The organism is Hungatella sp. SB206 (assembly GCF_051132295.1).
Taxonomy (GTDB): domain Bacteria; phylum Bacillota; class Clostridia; order Lachnospirales; family Lachnospiraceae; genus Hungatella; species Hungatella effluvii.
Genome location: NZ_CP096603.1, coordinates 4,575,469 through 4,592,124, shown reverse-complemented (window position 1 = coordinate 4,592,124; position 16,656 = coordinate 4,575,469). Strand labels below are relative to the sequence as shown.

18 protein-coding genes are annotated in these 16,656 nt (G+C 50.3%); all 18 read left to right on the top strand.

Going from position 1 to position 16,656, the window contains the following annotated elements:
- The first annotated feature begins 118 nt into the window (after positions 1 to 118).
- The 18 genes from M1L66_RS20300 (at position 119) to M1L66_RS20215 (ending at position 16,652) form a co-directional block, all read left to right on the top strand.
- Positions 119 to 547: a ribonuclease Z gene (locus M1L66_RS20300; RefSeq protein WP_187019169.1), complete on the top strand. Its 429-nt coding sequence runs from the start codon at positions 119 to 121 to the stop codon at positions 545 to 547.
- Entirely contained in the window at positions 531 to 1,592 is a 1,062-nt protein-coding gene (locus M1L66_RS20295) for a DNA/RNA non-specific endonuclease (RefSeq protein ID WP_002603496.1), read from the top strand. Before M1L66_RS20300 ends, M1L66_RS20295 begins: the two co-directional genes overlap by 17 nt.
- Before the next feature lie 292 nt (positions 1,593 to 1,884).
- Positions 1,885 to 2,220 (top strand): hypothetical protein, encoded by a 336-nt coding sequence (locus tag M1L66_RS20290; protein ID WP_434687841.1) that lies wholly within the window; start codon positions 1,885 to 1,887, stop codon positions 2,218 to 2,220.
- 356 nt (positions 2,221 to 2,576) lie between these two features.
- Positions 2,577 to 2,828, top strand: coding sequence for a TM1266 family iron-only hydrogenase system putative regulator (locus M1L66_RS20285; RefSeq protein WP_002603498.1), 252 nt, complete (start codon positions 2,577 to 2,579; stop codon positions 2,826 to 2,828).
- Positions 2,825 to 3,886, top strand: coding sequence for a [FeFe] hydrogenase H-cluster radical SAM maturase HydE (gene hydE / locus M1L66_RS20280; protein WP_187019174.1), 1,062 nt, complete (start codon positions 2,825 to 2,827; stop codon positions 3,884 to 3,886). The genes M1L66_RS20285 and hydE overlap by 4 nt, the downstream gene beginning before the upstream one ends.
- A 53-nt stretch (positions 3,887 to 3,939) precedes the next feature.
- Complete coding sequence (gene hydG / locus M1L66_RS20275; protein ID WP_002603500.1) at positions 3,940 to 5,355, top strand: [FeFe] hydrogenase H-cluster radical SAM maturase HydG; 1,416 nt, start codon at positions 3,940 to 3,942, stop codon at positions 5,353 to 5,355.
- A gap of 52 nt (positions 5,356 to 5,407) precedes the next feature.
- Positions 5,408 to 6,616 carry a [FeFe] hydrogenase H-cluster maturation GTPase HydF gene (gene hydF / locus M1L66_RS20270; RefSeq protein WP_187019175.1) on the top strand — a complete coding sequence of 403 codons (1,209 nt, stop codon included), beginning with the start codon at positions 5,408 to 5,410 and terminating at the stop codon, positions 6,614 to 6,616.
- Positions 6,617 to 6,923: 307 nt separating this feature from the next.
- On the top strand, positions 6,924 to 7,346 hold the full coding sequence (locus M1L66_RS20265) for a helix-turn-helix domain-containing protein (RefSeq protein WP_187019177.1): 423 nt from the start codon (positions 6,924 to 6,926) through the stop codon (positions 7,344 to 7,346).
- Between the two features lie 7 nt (positions 7,347 to 7,353).
- Positions 7,354 to 7,635, top strand: a complete 282-nt coding sequence (locus tag M1L66_RS20260) for a DUF503 domain-containing protein (RefSeq protein WP_025530730.1) — start codon at positions 7,354 to 7,356, stop codon at positions 7,633 to 7,635.
- A 105-nt stretch (positions 7,636 to 7,740) separates the two neighbouring features.
- Positions 7,741 to 8,196 (top strand): MarR family transcriptional regulator, encoded by a 456-nt coding sequence (locus M1L66_RS20255; protein WP_434687837.1) that lies wholly within the window; start codon positions 7,741 to 7,743, stop codon positions 8,194 to 8,196.
- A gap of 167 nt (positions 8,197 to 8,363) precedes the next feature.
- The gene (locus M1L66_RS20250; protein ID WP_434687835.1) at positions 8,364 to 8,981 is read left to right on the top strand and encodes an alpha/beta fold hydrolase; all 618 of its coding nucleotides are present in this window, start codon (positions 8,364 to 8,366) and stop codon (positions 8,979 to 8,981) included.
- 31 nt (positions 8,982 to 9,012) lie between these two features.
- Entirely contained in the window at positions 9,013 to 9,162 is a 150-nt protein-coding gene (locus M1L66_RS20245) for a hypothetical protein (RefSeq protein WP_434687833.1), read from the top strand.
- A 231-nt stretch (positions 9,163 to 9,393) separates the two neighbouring features.
- Entirely contained in the window at positions 9,394 to 11,106 is a 1,713-nt protein-coding gene (locus tag M1L66_RS20240; RefSeq protein WP_434687831.1) for an ABC transporter substrate-binding protein, read from the top strand.
- Positions 11,107 to 11,269: 163 nt separating this feature from the next.
- Positions 11,270 to 12,670: a M20/M25/M40 family metallo-hydrolase gene (locus M1L66_RS20235; RefSeq protein WP_434687829.1), complete on the top strand. Its 1,401-nt coding sequence runs from the start codon at positions 11,270 to 11,272 to the stop codon at positions 12,668 to 12,670.
- 32 nt (positions 12,671 to 12,702) lie between these two features.
- Positions 12,703 to 13,905: a M24 family metallopeptidase gene (locus M1L66_RS20230; RefSeq protein ID WP_320929899.1), complete on the top strand. Its 1,203-nt coding sequence runs from the start codon at positions 12,703 to 12,705 to the stop codon at positions 13,903 to 13,905.
- Between the two features lie 3 nt (positions 13,906 to 13,908).
- On the top strand, positions 13,909 to 15,171 hold the full coding sequence (locus tag M1L66_RS20225; RefSeq protein WP_434687826.1) for a M20/M25/M40 family metallo-hydrolase: 1,263 nt from the start codon (positions 13,909 to 13,911) through the stop codon (positions 15,169 to 15,171).
- Positions 15,172 to 15,214: 43 nt separating this feature from the next.
- Positions 15,215 to 15,676, top strand: coding sequence for an aminopeptidase P family N-terminal domain-containing protein (locus M1L66_RS20220; protein ID WP_434687824.1), 462 nt, complete (start codon positions 15,215 to 15,217; stop codon positions 15,674 to 15,676).
- 16 nt (positions 15,677 to 15,692) lie between these two features.
- Positions 15,693 to 16,652: an ABC transporter permease gene (locus tag M1L66_RS20215; RefSeq protein WP_025530738.1), complete on the top strand. Its 960-nt coding sequence runs from the start codon at positions 15,693 to 15,695 to the stop codon at positions 16,650 to 16,652.
- Positions 16,653 to 16,656: the final 4 nt, after the last annotated feature.

The following is a 16,656-nucleotide window of genomic DNA, read 5'->3' as shown; positions in this document are numbered from 1 at the left end:
CGCCGTCGCTTCGCAGTCGCGCCCCTGGCGCAAATATCAAGCACATAATTCATCGAAACTTACGCAATGCTGTACTAGATATGAATTTTCAGACATGCTCTGGGAGAGGAAGGAAAAAATGATAGTCATGATTTGTGTTGACGACCATAACGGCATGATGTTCAACCACCGGCGTCAGAGCAGAGACAGCGCAGTGCAGGAGCGGGTGCTCCGGTGCTCGGAGAACAGCAGACTTTGGATGAACGAGTATTCCAGTAAGCTGTTCCCGGAGCCTAAACCGGACTGGCTGTCCGTCGATCCGGCATTTCTTGACAGGGCGGGAAGCGGCGAGTACTGCTTTGTTGAGGATCAGGACATACTGCCATATGAAGATGAGCTTGAATCGATCATTCTGTTTCAATGGAACCGCAGTTATCCGGCGGATTTCCATTTTCCCGCGGATATCCTGTCTCATGGCTGGACCATGACGGAATCCGAGGAGTTTGAGGGAAGCTCCCACGAAAAAATAATAAGAGAAGTGTATAAAAAAGATGAAGAGAATAAGTAATTATATTGCAGTTTTAGTCATGACGGCGCTGCTCCTTGCCGGCTGCGCCCAGTCACCGGCCCCGATACCGGACCAGGCGCTGGCTCAGACATCGGCTCAAATGTCAGACCAGACATCGGCTCAGACCGGCGAAAGCCAAAGCACTGCCGGTGTATTGGCCAATGAGACAGAGCTTGTGGGTAGTACAGGACCGAAGCAGTTCAAAGTATCCGATATTCCCGCCTATTCGGGAGAAGCGTATGCCGCGGTAAACGGGAATGTCCCCTATTTCGAAACGTCAGATTTCACGACAGAATCCTTCGAGACTTACAGTGATTTAGACAGCCTCGGAAGATGCGGCACGGCCTATGCCAATGTTGGCACAGACCTTATGCCGACGGAAAAACGCGGGTCCATAGGCAAGGTGAAGCCTTCCGGGTGGCAGACCATAAAATACGATTTTGTAGACGGTAAGTACCTCTATAACCGGTGTCACTTAATCGGCTTTCAGCTGACGGCTGAGAATGCCAATGAAAAGAATCTGATCACAGGTACCCGGTATATGAATGTGGACGGCATGCTGCCGTTTGAGAACATGGTGGCTGACTACGTCAAGGAAACGAAAAACCATGTCCTGTACCGTGTTACTCCGGTTTTCCAGGGTAATAATCTGATCGCTGACGGCGTACTGATGGAGGCAGAATCCGTTGAGGACGAGGGCGACGGAATTTTATTCTGTGTATTCGTCTATAACGTGCAGCCCGGAGTCACCATAGACTACGCTACCGGCAGCAGTCAGCGATCAGAGAGTGCACCACAGGAGACCGCAGCGTCCGAGGACGGCAGCACAGCCGGAAAAAAAGCTGAGAGCAGCGCAGAAAGTAAAAACGAAAGTAAATCCAGTACCGAGACCACTTATATTTTCAATACCAATACTCACAAATTTCACTATCCTTCCTGTTCCAGTGTTTCACAGATGAATGAATCAAACAAGCAGAGCTTCACCGGCAGCCGGGATGAAGCGATCGCGCAGGGCTATGAGCCGTGCGGGAGATGTAAGCCTTAATTTCTTTTTCTGCCGGCTGGTATCTTTAGCTATAAAATTTATAGTTGTAGTGGGGGAGAGGCTCTGTGTCCCTCCTCTTTCCCGTCTTCACTCCAGGTCTCTCCCGAGCGTATCTTTCAGCCTCCAAATCCAATTCTGCGCCGGTAAATACGAATTGAAACCGTGATATTTTTTAAAATATTATAGACTTTATACGCCTGTATATGGTATTATATACATAAGAAACACGTCACTAACAGTTAATAATTGGATTGTAAAAAGTATGGTTCAATTTACTTGTATGGAGGTATATATGACAGATACAGAAAAAATTGATCAGATCCTATTAAAAATGGAAAGTTTTGCGACAAAAGACGATTTGAAGGCCTTTGCAACAAAAGACGATTTGAAAGCCTTTGCGACAAAAGCAGACTTAAGGCATGAAACCAATTTGGTGTTGGATGAGTTGGATTCAACGGAGCAGAGACTCAACCGAAGGATTGATTCAACCAACAAAGACCTGCAAGAGTTACGTCAATATGTCTCAGTTGTGCGATATAACAATGAGATTGTCGAAATTCTGATGAAACGACAGGACAATGTAGAACAAAGATTGCAAAAAGTGGAAAGAAAGGTGTTGTGTTCATAAGTTGTAACAGTTCAGACGGCGGGATAATTGGCGCATAAGTTGTTTGGATCTGTCTGTAAAAGGCAGAAAACAATTGAAAATATTTACAGCTCGTGATATGCTATTACTGTATCCTGACGCCAAAAACATGTTTTGAGGCGAAAGGTTCGGCTCGAGATAGGAAATATAACATGGAATGCAGATCGCATTCTTTTCTTGCCGTACCTTTTGGGGTGCGGCATTTTTGCTTTAACAAAATCAATGAGAATTCTCCCAGCCTCTACAGGTGGGAGATGAATCGCAAAAACAAACTTAGCGTCAGTGGCGGGCAGATATCCCCCACTGACATGAGGTCAAAACAATCTGGAGGTGTAACGATGGAAACAAGGATCGCGGTGGTGGGAATCGTTGTGGAAGCAGAGGAATCCGTAGAGGAACTCAACGAAATTCTTCATGAATACCGCCAGTATATCATTGGCCGTATGGGGATTCCCTATCATGAGAAGAAGATCAGCATTATCAGCATTGCGGTGGACGCTCCCCAGAGTATTATATCGGCTCTTTCCGGCAAGGTGGGAAAATTGAAGGGCGTCAGCTCGAAGACCGCCTACTCGGGAGTGAAATCATGAGCGACGCTGCAAAAAAGGTCATGGACTTAGCCGTGCGGCTGGCGGAGAATCACGATCTGCCGGATGACGCGCTGTATACGCTGATTACGGAACGGAATGAAGAGACAGCCCTGTTTTTGAGAAACGAGGCCAGAGCACTGTGCGAACGGATCTACGGACGCTTCGTCTATATCCGAGGACTGATTGAATTTACGAATTACTGTAAAAATGACTGTTACTACTGTGGAATCAGGAGAAGCAACCGGGAGGCAGAGCGGTACCGGCTGACAGAGGAGGAGATTCTGTCGTGCTGTGAGGCTGGCTACGGCCTGGGATTCCGCACTTTTGTGCTTCAGGGCGGAGAAGATCCCTATTTTACGGATGAACGGCTTTGCACCATTGTGGCGTCAATCCGAGGGTTGTGTCCGGACTGCGCCATCACCCTGTCGGCAGGGGAGCGAAGTCATGACAGTTATAGACGCCTCCATGATGCGGGGGCAGACCGTTACTTACTCCGCCATGAGACGGCCGATCCGTGTCATTACGGAAGGCTTCATCCGGAGTCGATGAGCTTCGATAAGCGGATGGCAGCGCTGAGGGATCTGAAGGAAATCGGTTATCAGACTGGCTGCGGCTTTATGGTTGGGTCACCATACCAGACCGCGTCCATGATCGTAAAGGATCTGCGCTTCATGAAGGAATTCGGTCCTCATATGATCGGGATCGGACCGTTTCTCTCTCATAAGGACACTCCCTTTTGTGATATGGAAAATGGGACAGCCGAATTGACACTGTATCTGCTGTCGGTTATCCGTCTGATGATGCCGAAGGTGCTGCTTCCTGCTACCACGGCACTCGGAACCGTGACGGAAGGCGGCAGAGAGGCGGGAATCTTAAGCGGCGCAAATGTGGTCATGCCGAATCTGTCCCCGGCAGGCGTCCGAAAGAAGTATATGCTGTATGACAACAAGCTGTCCTCCGGCTCCGAGGCCGCGGAGAGCCTGGAACTCTTAAGGGAATCCTTAAGTAAAATCGGTTATGGGATTGCCGTCTCGCGGGGCGACAGTCTAGTAATATAAAAATGAATGACTGACGGAGAAGCATTTGCTGACCCGGAAGAAAGGAAGGAATCATGTATAATCCAGAATCGTTAAAAGCAGAGGAATTTATTTCACACGAGGAGATCCAGGAGACACTCGACTATGCGGAAAAAAACAAAGAAAACGTGGAGTTGATCGACTCGATCATCGAAAAGGCAAGGCAGCTGAAGGGACTCAGCCACAGGGAGGCATCCGTGCTGCTGGCCTGCGAGATGCCGGACAAGATTTTAGAGATGTATAACCTGGCGGAAGAGATTAAGAAGAAATTCTATGGAAACCGTATCGTCATGTTCGCGCCTCTCTACTTATCCAACTACTGTATCAACGGCTGTACGTACTGTCCGTACCACGGCAAGAACAAGCACATCGCCCGCAAGAAGCTGACGCAGGAGGAAGTGGCAAAGGAAGTAATCGCCCTTCAGGATATGGGCCACAAACGTCTGGCTATCGAGGCGGGAGAGGACCCGGTGAGGAATCCCATCGAATACATATTGGAATGTATCGATACGATCTATTCCATTAAGCATAAGAACGGAGCTATCCGCCGTGTGAATGTAAATATTGCGGCTACCACGGTCGAGAACTACAGGAAGTTAAAGGACGCGGGAATCGGAACCTACATTCTGTTCCAGGAGACGTATCACAAGGAGAGCTATGAGAAGCTTCATCCGACGGGACCGAAGCACGATTACGCCTACCATACTGAGGCTATGGACCGGGCCATGGACGGCGGAATCGATGATGTGGGACTTGGCGTACTCTTCGGACTGGAGCTCTACAAATATGAGTTTGCAGGTCTTTTAATGCATGCCGAGCATTTAGAGGCGGTTCACGGTGTGGGCCCTCACACAATCAGCGTTCCGCGTATCAAGCATGCCGACGATATCGATCCAAGCGCATTTGACAACAGCATCAGCGACGACATCTTTGCAAAGCTCTGCGCATTGATCCGTCTTGCTGTGCCATATACGGGAATGATCATATCCACAAGGGAGAGCCAGCAGGTGAGGGAAAAGGTGATCCGCCTCGGTGTGTCCCAGATCAGCGGCGCTTCCAGAACGAGCGTAGGCGGTTATCAGGAGGAGATCCGGCCGACCGATACAGAGCAGTTTGACGTTTCCGACCAGAGAAGCCTCGACGAGGTGGTGCGCTGGCTGATGGAGATGGGGTATATTCCGTCCTTCTGTACCGCGTGCTATCGGGAAGGCAGGACCGGCGACCGTTTCATGAGCCTCTGTAAGAGCGGCCAGATTCAGAACTGCTGCCATCCCAATGCGCTTATGACGCTAAAGGAATTTTTGATGGATTACGCCTCCGAGGACACGAAAGCCATCGGAGAGAAGTTAATCGAGGCAGAGCTGGCCAATATTCCAAAAGACAAGGTGCGGGATATCTGTAAGGATCATTTGGAAAAGATCGAACAGGGAATCCGGGATTTCCGGTTCTGAGATAGTATGGTTCATACAAAAGACAACTCAGAGGACTGTGGGGTGAAGAAATATGGGACTAGGTGATACGCCGGGCGGCGAGCGCATACACATCGGCTTCTTTGGCCGCCGCAATGCGGGAAAATCCAGCATAGTAAACGCGGTCACGGGCCAGGAACTGTCCGTGGTATCTGATATCAAGGGAACGACGACGGACCCGGTCTATAAATCCATGGAGCTGCTTCCCATGGGCCCTGTGGTGATCATTGATACCCCGGGCTTTGACGATGAAGGCGCTCTCGGAGAGCTGCGCGTGAAAAAGACCCGGGAGATTTTAAACAGGGCGGACTGTGCCGTGCTGGTGGTCGATTCGGTTTTGGGAAAGACGAAGGCCGATGAGGAGATGCTTTCACTATTTAAAGAGAAACAGCTTCCATATCTGATCGCTTATAATAAATGGGATCTGCTGGACAAAAAAGAGTATAAAACAGAAGAGCAGACAGCGGACGAAAAATCTGTTTTCGTCAGTGCCGAGACGAACTGCCATATTAAGGAGTTAAAGGAGAGGATTGCCGGTCTCATAAAAGAGAAGGAAAATGGCTGCCGTCTGGTGGGAGATTTCTTAAAACCTCTCGATCTTGTGGTGCTGGTGGTCCCCATCGATAAGGCTGCACCGAAGGGACGGCTGATCCTGCCGCAGCAGCAGGCCATCCGGGATATTCTGGAGGCAGGGGCCATGTCCGTGGTGGTGCGCGACACGCAGCTTCAAGCAGCGCTTAAGAAGCTGGGCCGCGATCCGGATCTGGTGATCACGGACAGCCAGGCATTTTCCGAGGTGGCCGAGGTGGTACCGGACCATGTACTGCTCACCTCCTTTTCCGTTCTGATGGCAAGATATAAAGGATTCCTGGATGCGGCGGCAAGCGGAGTGAAGGCCGTGAACCAGCTGCAGGACGGGGACCGGATTCTCATATCCGAGGGGTGTACCCACCACCGGCAGTGCAATGATATCGGCACGGTGAAGATTCCGGCCTGGATTAAGAAATACACGGGGAAGAATGTCATCATCGAAACGTCCTCGGGGCGAAGCTTTCCTGAGGACTTATCCGGTTACCGCCTGGTGATCCACTGCGGCGGCTGTATGCTTAATGAGAGAGAAATCAGATACCGCATGCAGTGCGCGGGGGACGCGGGCGTTCCCTTTACGAATTACGGTATGGTCATTGCGCAGATGAAGGGGATTTTAGAGCGAAGCATGGAAATCTTCCGGAAGGTTCGGTGATTAGTCCGGGAAACATATTTCCGGCTTGCGGGAATAACAGCAGAGCAGGAAGGATAACGGGATCCGCGTTATCTTTCCTGCTTTTTTTATCAGTGAAAAAGGATTCTTAGTACAGGGATGATTCGCAGAGAACGAACCGGCAGTACAGACTGGGCGCGGAGGCGGTTCGTCAGCTGTGAACACGACGGCAAATGGAAAAAAATACCATATATGGAGTTTAAGGACTACTGAGCGTGCGTTCCAAATACTGATTATTTCATGTAAAATAATAAAAGAAGTATTTTACATCAGGAAGGATTTATTTTACATGAATGATAACAGAAGTAAAAATCAGCCGCGAGTACGGAAATTTCCATCAGAGCCGGCCGGGGAGAAGGGCCCGGGACGTGCATCAAAGGGCGGACGAAACAAAGAAGAACTGCTGCGTGAAATGGGGAACCGCTTAAGGCAGATCAGGTTGGAAAAGAACTGGACTCAGGATAAGATGGCGGAATGTCTCGGTATTACGAAAGCATTCTATGGAAAAATCGAGAGGGGAGAGAGCAGCATTGCCCTGGAAAAACTGGCCCTGTTGAATGAAACCATGGACATTGACTTAAACTATCTGATAACCGGGGAGACAATTCCGGTACTTCCGATCAATTTCCAGGATGTCCCCCGCGAGAAGCGATACAGCATGGAACAGCTTATCAAATATGCCGTCAGTCTGGCATCATCAAAAGAGGGGTGACAGAGAAATGAGAATTTTATCGTTGACAATCAGACTTCACGCCCCGTGGGTCCATTCTTTAAAGGAAAAGCGGATGGTGGTGAAGAGTCTGACTGCAAAGCTTCGCAATAAATATAATGTATCCGCAGCAGAGACCGATGAACAGGATATTCACCAGATAATCGTCATCGGAGTGGCCTCGATTGCTGCAAACCACGCCCAGGCCGACAGCATGGAGGAGGAGATTCTGCATTTTGTGGAGTCGAATACGGAGGCGGAACTGGTGGAACACGTGAAAGAAGTATTTTAAAGGCAGAGATAAAAGCGGCATTGTTAAAATGGGCTTGACAGAAGCTGGAAAAAGGGATATAGTTGCTATACTGTAAAGATACTTAACAAATTCGGAGGCAGCTACATGAACGATTATTCGCAGATGACGGTACTTATGGAACGTATTATTCATAAATACAATCAGTGGGAGAACAGAAAACGCACGTATGGCACAAAGATGCTGCTGACCCGATCAGAGATTCACACGATTGCGGCCGTGGGAGACAATCCGGGAATTAATATTACTGCTCTGGCCTCTGCGCTGGGAGTTACGAAAGCCGCCGCTTCGCAGATGATCTATAAACTGGTGGATAAAGGCGTCGTGGAGAAGGCGGTATCCCACTATTCGGACACGGAGGTGGTCTTAAACCTGACGGAGGAAGGGCAGAAGAATTATATTGCCCACAGGGAGATCCACACCCGCTCGGATGAAGAATCCCTCCGGCTGATTCAGGAGATGCCGGAGCCGTTCTGCGGAGAGATGATTCAGTTCCTGACTGCGTTTGAAGAAATTATGGATAAGAGATTAAAAGAAGAATAGGCTGTCGCTGACAGCATTTCTTTTTTTTATTATGTTAAGTAAGTTTACAGTAAATCATATTAACATAGCGTTACATTGACAGCGCGCCACACTAACATGGGAAGCACATTAACATGGGAAGCACATTAACGAGCACCACACTGAGAGGAAAGCATAAGGAGGAAATCATGATACAGGAATATCGCACAAAGGAACTTTACGGAGATTTTTATAAGAATGAAGGAAAACCGCTGGTGGTAATCATAGGCGGCAGCAGGCCGGGACTTCCGGCGCCTTTGAACAAAGATTTTTTAGAACGATTAAAGAAAGATTTTCAGGTTCTGCTGCTGGCGTACTTCGGCGCCGGTGATCTTCCGGAGAGTCTTGAGTGCCTGCCGATGGAATACTTTGTTAATGCGGTATCCGCCGTAAAACAGGAGTACGGCATCGGCGACAGGGAGGTGATCGTAATCGGCCAGTCGAAGGGAGGGGAAGCCGCGCTGCTGCTGACAAACTATATGCGATCAGCAGTGACAATCGCGCTGGTCCCTTCCTGTTATGCGTTTCAGGGACTGCCCGCGGAATTCACCCTGGAGAGCTTTACAAACAGGAAGTCCTCCTGGTCCTTTCAGGGAAAAGAACTGCCCTATATCAAATTCTATTTTGACCGGGAGATTGTAAAGGAGATTATGGATGGAAATTACTGTACGTGTTATGTAGCGTCGATAGAGAAAAACGGGAATGAAGACGCGCTCATCCGCGTTGACGGATATACCGGGAAAATACTTCTGACTTCTGATTTCTGAGGAAAACGACAGGTACTGGCCGAGCCGGGCGATGAGTGAGCAGCTGGTTAAGAGAAGCGGAAACAGAGAAAATATGAGACATATTTCCATGAAGCTGGACGGCCATTATCTCATGAATTATGAGGAGTCCGCCGGGGAAATCGTGAAGTACCTGGAAGAGTATCTGGCCGGTAAAAGGTGATGCTCCCTTAAATTTTGAAAGAGAGAGGCTAAAAAAATTCCAGATAATTTACTAAAAAAGTTTATTTACTAAAAAAATTGAATACTTAAAATTAATGGATTGACAAGAAACGACATTATTGTTATACTAATCCCAACAAATGCAAAGAGGCAGAAAATGGAGTTCATTTTCTGCATTTTTTGTAAATATTTGCTTTAGCGAACTAAAGCGAAAGGCATAGGAGGACTCGTTATGAGAAAACGTAGAAGTGTACTTGCAGCAATATTACTGTCCGCGATGGCTCTTACAACCGCATGTGGTGGGAGCGGCGGCACGACAGAAACGAGCGGCGGCGGGAACGTTCAGGCTGAAGCTGGATCGGAAGCGGGAAATACGGGGGAGGAAACCGTAGTACAGATTGGCCAGACCTCTGAGGTAGCCAACTTGAACCCGACGATTCAGCCGAGAACACCGGACAGCAATGTTCAATGTATGATCTTTAACTATCTGGTTATTCCGGACGAAGAACTGAACTACGTGGGGGATTTGGCAGAAGGATGGGATGTATCGGACGACGGCAGGACGTATACCTTCCATTTAAGAAAAGGCGTAAAGTGGCATGACGGAGAACCGTTTACCTCCGCCGACGTCGCATTTACATTAACATCTCTTGCGGCACCGACCTACAAGGGCGGCGCGGACAGCCGTATCGTCTCCATCGTCGGAGCCAAAGCGTACCAGGAAGGCAGCGCAGACAGCGTATCCGGCATTACCACACCGGATGACAAGACGGTTGTTGTGGAACTGGAAGAGGCGAATGCCGCGTTTATCGGCAACATGTATACCTGTATTCTTCCGAAGCACATTCTGGAGAATGTGGATCCAGGCACATGGGATACCGACGATTTTAACCGTCATCCCATTGGAACCGGCAAGTACAAATTCGTTGAGTGGAAGTCGGGCCAGTACATCGAACTGGAGAAGAACGAAGATTACTTCGGCACAAAGCCTGGCATTGACCGCGTCTATGTGAAGTTCGGCGACGAGACAACACTGACCGCTTCCTTAATCAATGGCGAGCTGGACGTTCTGTATGGCTTGAGCGCTTCCGAGATTGAGACCGTAGAGGCCATGGGCGGCGTCAGAGTGGAAGCGTACGATATGTTAAGCGTTTACTATATCGGCTTAAACCAGTTAAATGAAGACTTAAGTGATTTAAAGGTACGCCAGGCACTGGCTTACGGTATTGACAAAGATAAGATTGTAGCGACGATTTATGGAGAGACCGGTTACGTGCAGGACAGCATTTTCCCGAGCAACCACTGGACCTACAGTGACGATGTAACGAAGTATCCGTACGATCCGGCGAAGTCAAAATCTCTTCTGGAAGAGGCTGGATATACTATGAATGCATCGACCGGATTCTACGAGAAGAACGGCAAGACGCTTCATCTTACCTATGACCTCGTAACAAGTACAGACGGCAATTCCGTAGCTCAGCTGATCCAGCAGCAGTGGAAGGAGATCGGTGTGGAGATGGAGATCATCGAGCAGGATTTCTCCACACTGGCTTACACGAAGCTGTTCCCATCCGATGACAACGGCAGCCCGCGCCGTGTAACGGCGGACGATTTTGCCTGCTACACCTTAGGCTTCGGCATGGAGGCCGATCCGGACGAGTACAGAATGTACTTAACCACCGCAGATGCACCGGGTACCTGGAATTTCGTTACATACAGCAACTCCAAGGTGGATGAATTATTTGAGAAGCAGCTTTACTCTACAAAACCGGAGGAGAGAGCGGCCTGCTACCATGAGATCGGCAAGCTGATTTCCGAAGATGTTCCGTGGATTCCGTTATATGGTAAAAAGAGCCTTGCAGGAGTCAGTGAGAAGGTGCAGAACTTCGCAGCAGACTTCCGCGGAATTACATTCCAGATTGAAAAATGGAGCGTTGCTCAGTAAATCAAACACCCCGCCGCAAGCTGCGGGGTGTTTGCCCCCGCGGGCAGTCGTCAAATGGACATGCCAGCATGCCCACCTGGCTCGTTGCCTTCGCGAGAATAAATGAATGAGGTAAATGGCCCAAAGCACATTGTTTTGGGCCATTTCACCAATGGAGAGCCAAATGAAATACGATTATACAGAAGTTTTAAAGGACCTGGTCAGGATTGATACCACCAATCCACCGGGAAATGAAAAAAAGGCGCTTGATTATATTCAAAAGATTCTTGAACAGGAAGGGATCGATTCGACGATTTACGAGAGCGCTCCCGGCAGGGGCAATCTCCTGGCCTGCCTGCCGGCCCATGAAGATGTGGCCGATAAAGATGCGTCTGATGAAGGTGCAGGAGACTTGGCGCCGGCCGAACGGCCGCTGATTCTCCTGAGCCATATTGACGTGGTCCTGGCAAAGGAATCCCAGTGGAAGCATCCTCCCTTTGCTGCGGTGGAGGAGGACGGCTTCATCTATGGGCGCGGCACCGTGGACACGAAGCAGCTGACAGTCATGGAACTGGCTGCCCTTCTGGCGCTGGCGGAAAATGGAGAGCAAAGGAAACGGGATGTTTTTCTTCTTGTGACCTGTGACGAGGAGAGCGGCAGCGCGCTCGGACTATCCGCATTTCTCGAGGAAACAGTCTCCGCAGGCGGTCGTACCATCACGGGAAAGGAACTCTTCGAAAACAGTGAGGTAATCAGTGAAGGCGGAGGCTTCCCGATTCTGGTGGGAGACACGGCTTTTTACTTATGTGAGTCGGGCCAGAAGGGATGCGGCACCGTGGAATTTACCGTGGAGGCCAGAAATGCCAAAGGCCCATTCTTCGGAAGCGGAGACGGGATGGTAAGAGCCATGAAGCTGGTGGCCGACATCGGGGCCCTGGAGCTGGAGCAGAGGAAGCTGCCTACGGTAGCGCGCTTCGAAAAACGGCTTTCCGAATGTGCGGACGGCAATTGCCACGGTGACCCGGGCGCAGAGCGCGCGAGTGATCGTTTCAGAGAGGCGCTGTCCCCGGTCATGAACAATATTCTGACGGCCATGAACCGGAATACCATAACCGTGACCATGATTCAGGGAAAAAGCGTCAATCAGGTAAAGGTGATCTGCGACGTGCGCCTTCTGCCTGGTTACGGAACCGCATATCTGAAAGAGATTACGGACCGCCTGGCGGAAAAATGGGATGCCGAATGCCGGATTCTATCCTTCAGCGAGGGCTATGAGAGTCAGCCGGAGGGCGGACTGATCAGATGTCTGGAGGAAGCGACAAAGATGGAGCTGGGAGAAGACGGGAAACGGGCGGAAGTGCTTCCGTTCATTTCCATGGGATCCAGCGACGGACGTTTTCTGGTTCCCATGAAGGCGAAGGTATACGGCTACAGTCCGGTCCTTTCCTGGGACATGACCTTTGATCAGGCCGTTTCCATGGTTCACGGCGTAGATGAAAAGATTCACCGGGAATCGGTGCTGTTTGGATGCCGGGTACTTGAAAATGCGGTCTGCAGGGCGGTCTGCGGCCGGATTCACCAATGAAAATGAAATCGAAAAGAAAGAAGAGGAACATTATGGTAGACAGAAAAAATGTAGCGGTTGAAAAGATGGACCGCGCAGTCCAGATGTTAAAAGAAAATCAGATCGATATGTGGATGTTTTATTCCAGACTGAATCAGGATCCGTCACTGGAACTGATGTTCAATACCGATACGAAGAACGAGGTCCTGTTCGTGCTGACGGCAGAAGGGGATAAGATGGCGTTTGCGGAAGCGTCCGACGCGGCGGTATATGAAGCGGCCGGGATCTTTACTAGTGTGAAGACCGTGACACCGGATACGGTAATGAAGGAATTTGCAGCAGTGTGTGACGAAAAGAAGCCCAATCGGATCGCGGTCAACGATTCCACCGAGGATTCCCGCTGCGACGGCCTTGGACTGGGACTCTATAAAAAAGTATGCGGAGCCCTGGGGGAGGAACGCATGAAAGCATTAAAGACCGGAAGCTACCGGATGCTGGAAGAACTCCGCGCGGTAAAGACCCCCAGCGAGATTGCCATCATGGAAGAGTGCAGCCGCTTAACGACGGATATTTACGACGCACTTTTTGCGCGCCTCCATGTTGGACTCAGTGAAATCGATGTGGGAGATATTATGATGGAAGAGTGTGCGAAGCGGAACGTCATCACCGCCTTTGGAAATCCGCCGGAATATCCGCTGGTTCTTCTCGTCAAGGGCGGTATGTCCCACAGGAAGCCGAACGCGAAGAATATCTGCCTTCCGGGTGATATGCTGGTCATCGATTTCAGCATCCGCTTTAACGGCTACACCTCCGACATCGCGCGTACCATGTATTTCTTAAAGCCAGGCGAGGAGCATGCGCCGAAAGAGGTTACTGACTGCGCAAACGGGGCAATCCGTGCGGTCGGTGAGGTTATGAAGGTGATCAAACCGGGCATGAAGGGCTATGAGGTGGACGCGGTCGGAAGACAGTCCATTCTGGACAGCGGTTATCCCAATATCCCACACTCCGTAGGCCATCAGGTAGGTCTGGAAGTACACGACGGCGGAACAACCCTCGGGCCAAATAAAGCCAGGCTAAGCTGCCAGGGCGTCTTGAGAAAGAATGAGATATACGCGCTGGAACCGACCGTACTTCAGCCGGATGGACTTCCCTGTGCGATCATCGAGGACGACGTAATCCTGACCGATGATGGATGCAGACTGATCAGCAAACGCCAGACAGCGTTGATCGAGATCCCATACAGAGAGGCTTAATTCATGGAAAATGTGAAAGAGACACTGATTCATCTCATTTCAATTCCCTCGGTAACCGCATCTCCCTCCGAGAAGGAGGCCATCATCTTCCTCGAACAGATTCTGAAGGAGGAGGGGATCGAGACAGAACGGATCTTTAAAGATCCGGAGCGGTTAAACCTCCTCGCCCATTTACCAGCCAAACAGCCGGAGGAAGGGCCCCTCGTGCTGATTTCTCACGTGGATGTGGTGGACGGAGATTCTGACAAATGGAACTGGCCGGTCTTCGGCGGAGTGGAAGAAGAGGGCAGAATCTACGGAAGGGGAACTCTGGATACGAAACATTTAACCGTCATGGAGCTGAATGCATTTCTGAACCTGAAGCGGTCGGGAAGGAAGCTGAGACGCGACGTCTGGTTCCTGGCCACCATAGACGAGGAAGCAGGAAGTAAATTCGGTATGGAGTACGTAAAAGAGGCCAGGCCGGAGCTGTTTCAGAATGCCATGGTAATCAATGAAGGCGGCGGATTTCCCCTCCGGATTAACGGAAATGACTACCTGATGCTGACTGTGGGAGAAAAGGCTGTATGCCGGGTAAAGCTTACGGCCTCGGGCCGCGGCGGCCATGCCAGTGCGCCCGGTGACGATCAGGCCATCTTAAAGCTGGCAGCCGTACTGGAAGAGATCTTTGGAGCAGAGGATGAGCTGTGTTTCGGAAGCCACGCGACACAGGAAACCATGTCCCGGATTTTGGGCGGTTGCACCTGTGACAATCCGGTGGCGGCCGATATCTTCGGATACGCGGGACAGAATACCATCGGTCTTCGGGATTACCAGATTGGAGACCGGAGCAATGTGATTCCGGCTGCGGCGGAAGTGGTTCTGGAATTTAAAGTGCTTCCGGGCACGAGGGAAGAAGAGATCGAGGCGTTTGTAAAACGCCATGTGAAGACCGGTGTGCAGTATGAGATCCTGAGCTTTGAGAGGGGATTTGAGAGCAATTTTGACAATTCCGCCTTAAAAAGCCTGATCGGGGATTTGAGGACGATCAGCAGGGAGGAGGGCTTCTCCTGCGAGGTACTTCCCATGCTTGCGCTGGGACGCACGGATGGCCGCTTCTTCGGTTCGGAAGGCAGCATGGTTTATGGATGCTCTCCCCTGTTAATGGACGATTCCTTCGACGTAGTGCTTCCGAAGGTTCACGGAAATGACGAGAGCATATCCACGGAATCCTATCTCTTCGGATGCAGGGTGTTGGACCGCTTAATTGAGAAAAACTGTTTGTGAGCCGCAAAAGAGCGGCCTGCTATTACATAGTATGGAGGAAAATATGAAGAACTTTGAATTTCATAATCGTGTGATCCACGACGTGACTGAGAAACTGAAAGAACTGGACATAGACTTATTTTTGATCATTACCAGCGAGGGAAGCGATAAGATGACCCGGTTCATTCCCGGAGTCGATACTGTGGGTTCCGGAGCGTTCTTCTTTACAAAGGAAGGAAAACGCTACGGAGTGGCGTCTGCCATAGACGCTCAGGACGTAGAGGAATCCGGCCTGTTCGACGAGGTGATCCGCTATCAGGACTACGACAGCACGGTTTCCGGACTGCTGAAAAAGCTGAATCCGAAGCGGGTAGCCCTTGATTTTTCCGAGACGGATGCGGAATGCGACGGGCTGACACTGGGGCGGTACGAGTATTATAAGGCTCATATCAAGGGGCAGCTGGAGTTTTTGGAGGTCAGCTCTGATTTGTTTATTCCACAGGTGAAAGCTTTGAATCACCAATAAGATCAGGAGGTTATCGATGGGAAAATACATAAGAAAACGGTTAATACAGTCAATTCCCGTGGTGTTCGGCATTACGATACTGACCTATTTCATCATGAAACTGGCGCCGGGCGGCCCCCTGGCCAATATGATCAATCCGCGTACTTCTGCGGAGTCCATCTTAAGGGCCAAGGAAGCCATGGGCTTAAATAAGCCGATTATCATTCAGTACGTCAACTGGCTGAGGGAGCTGCTGCAGGGCAATTTCGGCTACAGCACCAACTCAGGACAGCAGGTTCTGGCCATGATTTTAGAGCGCCTTCCCGCTACGCTGCTGCTTACGGTAACGGCGTTTGTCATCAGCTTTGTGGTGGGAATTCCGCTGGGCGTATACTCTGCGACCCACAAATACTCGGCAGGAGATTACGGCCTTACCATCTTCTCCTTTATCGGTATTTCGATTCCCAGCTTCTTCTTCGGCATGGGCCTGATCTACATCTTCGCCATCAAGCTGAAATGGTTTCCGACATCGGGCTTTGGCGATACCACCTTTAAGGGGACCGGGATGGCTCTGTTCCTGAATAAGATGAAGTACCTTGTCATGCCTGCCCTTGTGATGTCCCTGGCCAATCTGGCCACGGTCATGCGCTTTACCCGGTCGAGCATGGTGGAAACGCTGAACCAGGATTATATCCGTACGGCCAGGGCCAAAGGGCTCTCGGAGAAGGTGGTCATCTACCGCCACGCGCTGAAGAATTCCCTGATTCCCGTTATCACCATCTTCGGTTTATCCATCCCGAATTTATTCGGCGGCGCCTATATCACGGAAAAAGTGTTCAGCTGGCCGGGTATGGGGCTTCTGGGCGTTGACGCCATCGCAAACAGAGACTACGCAGTGCTTATGGGTCTGACTCTGTTTACGGCGATTCTGGTTCTCGTGGGCAATCTCGTTGCGGATATTCTATATTCCTTCGTAGACCCGAGAATACGATACTAAGGAG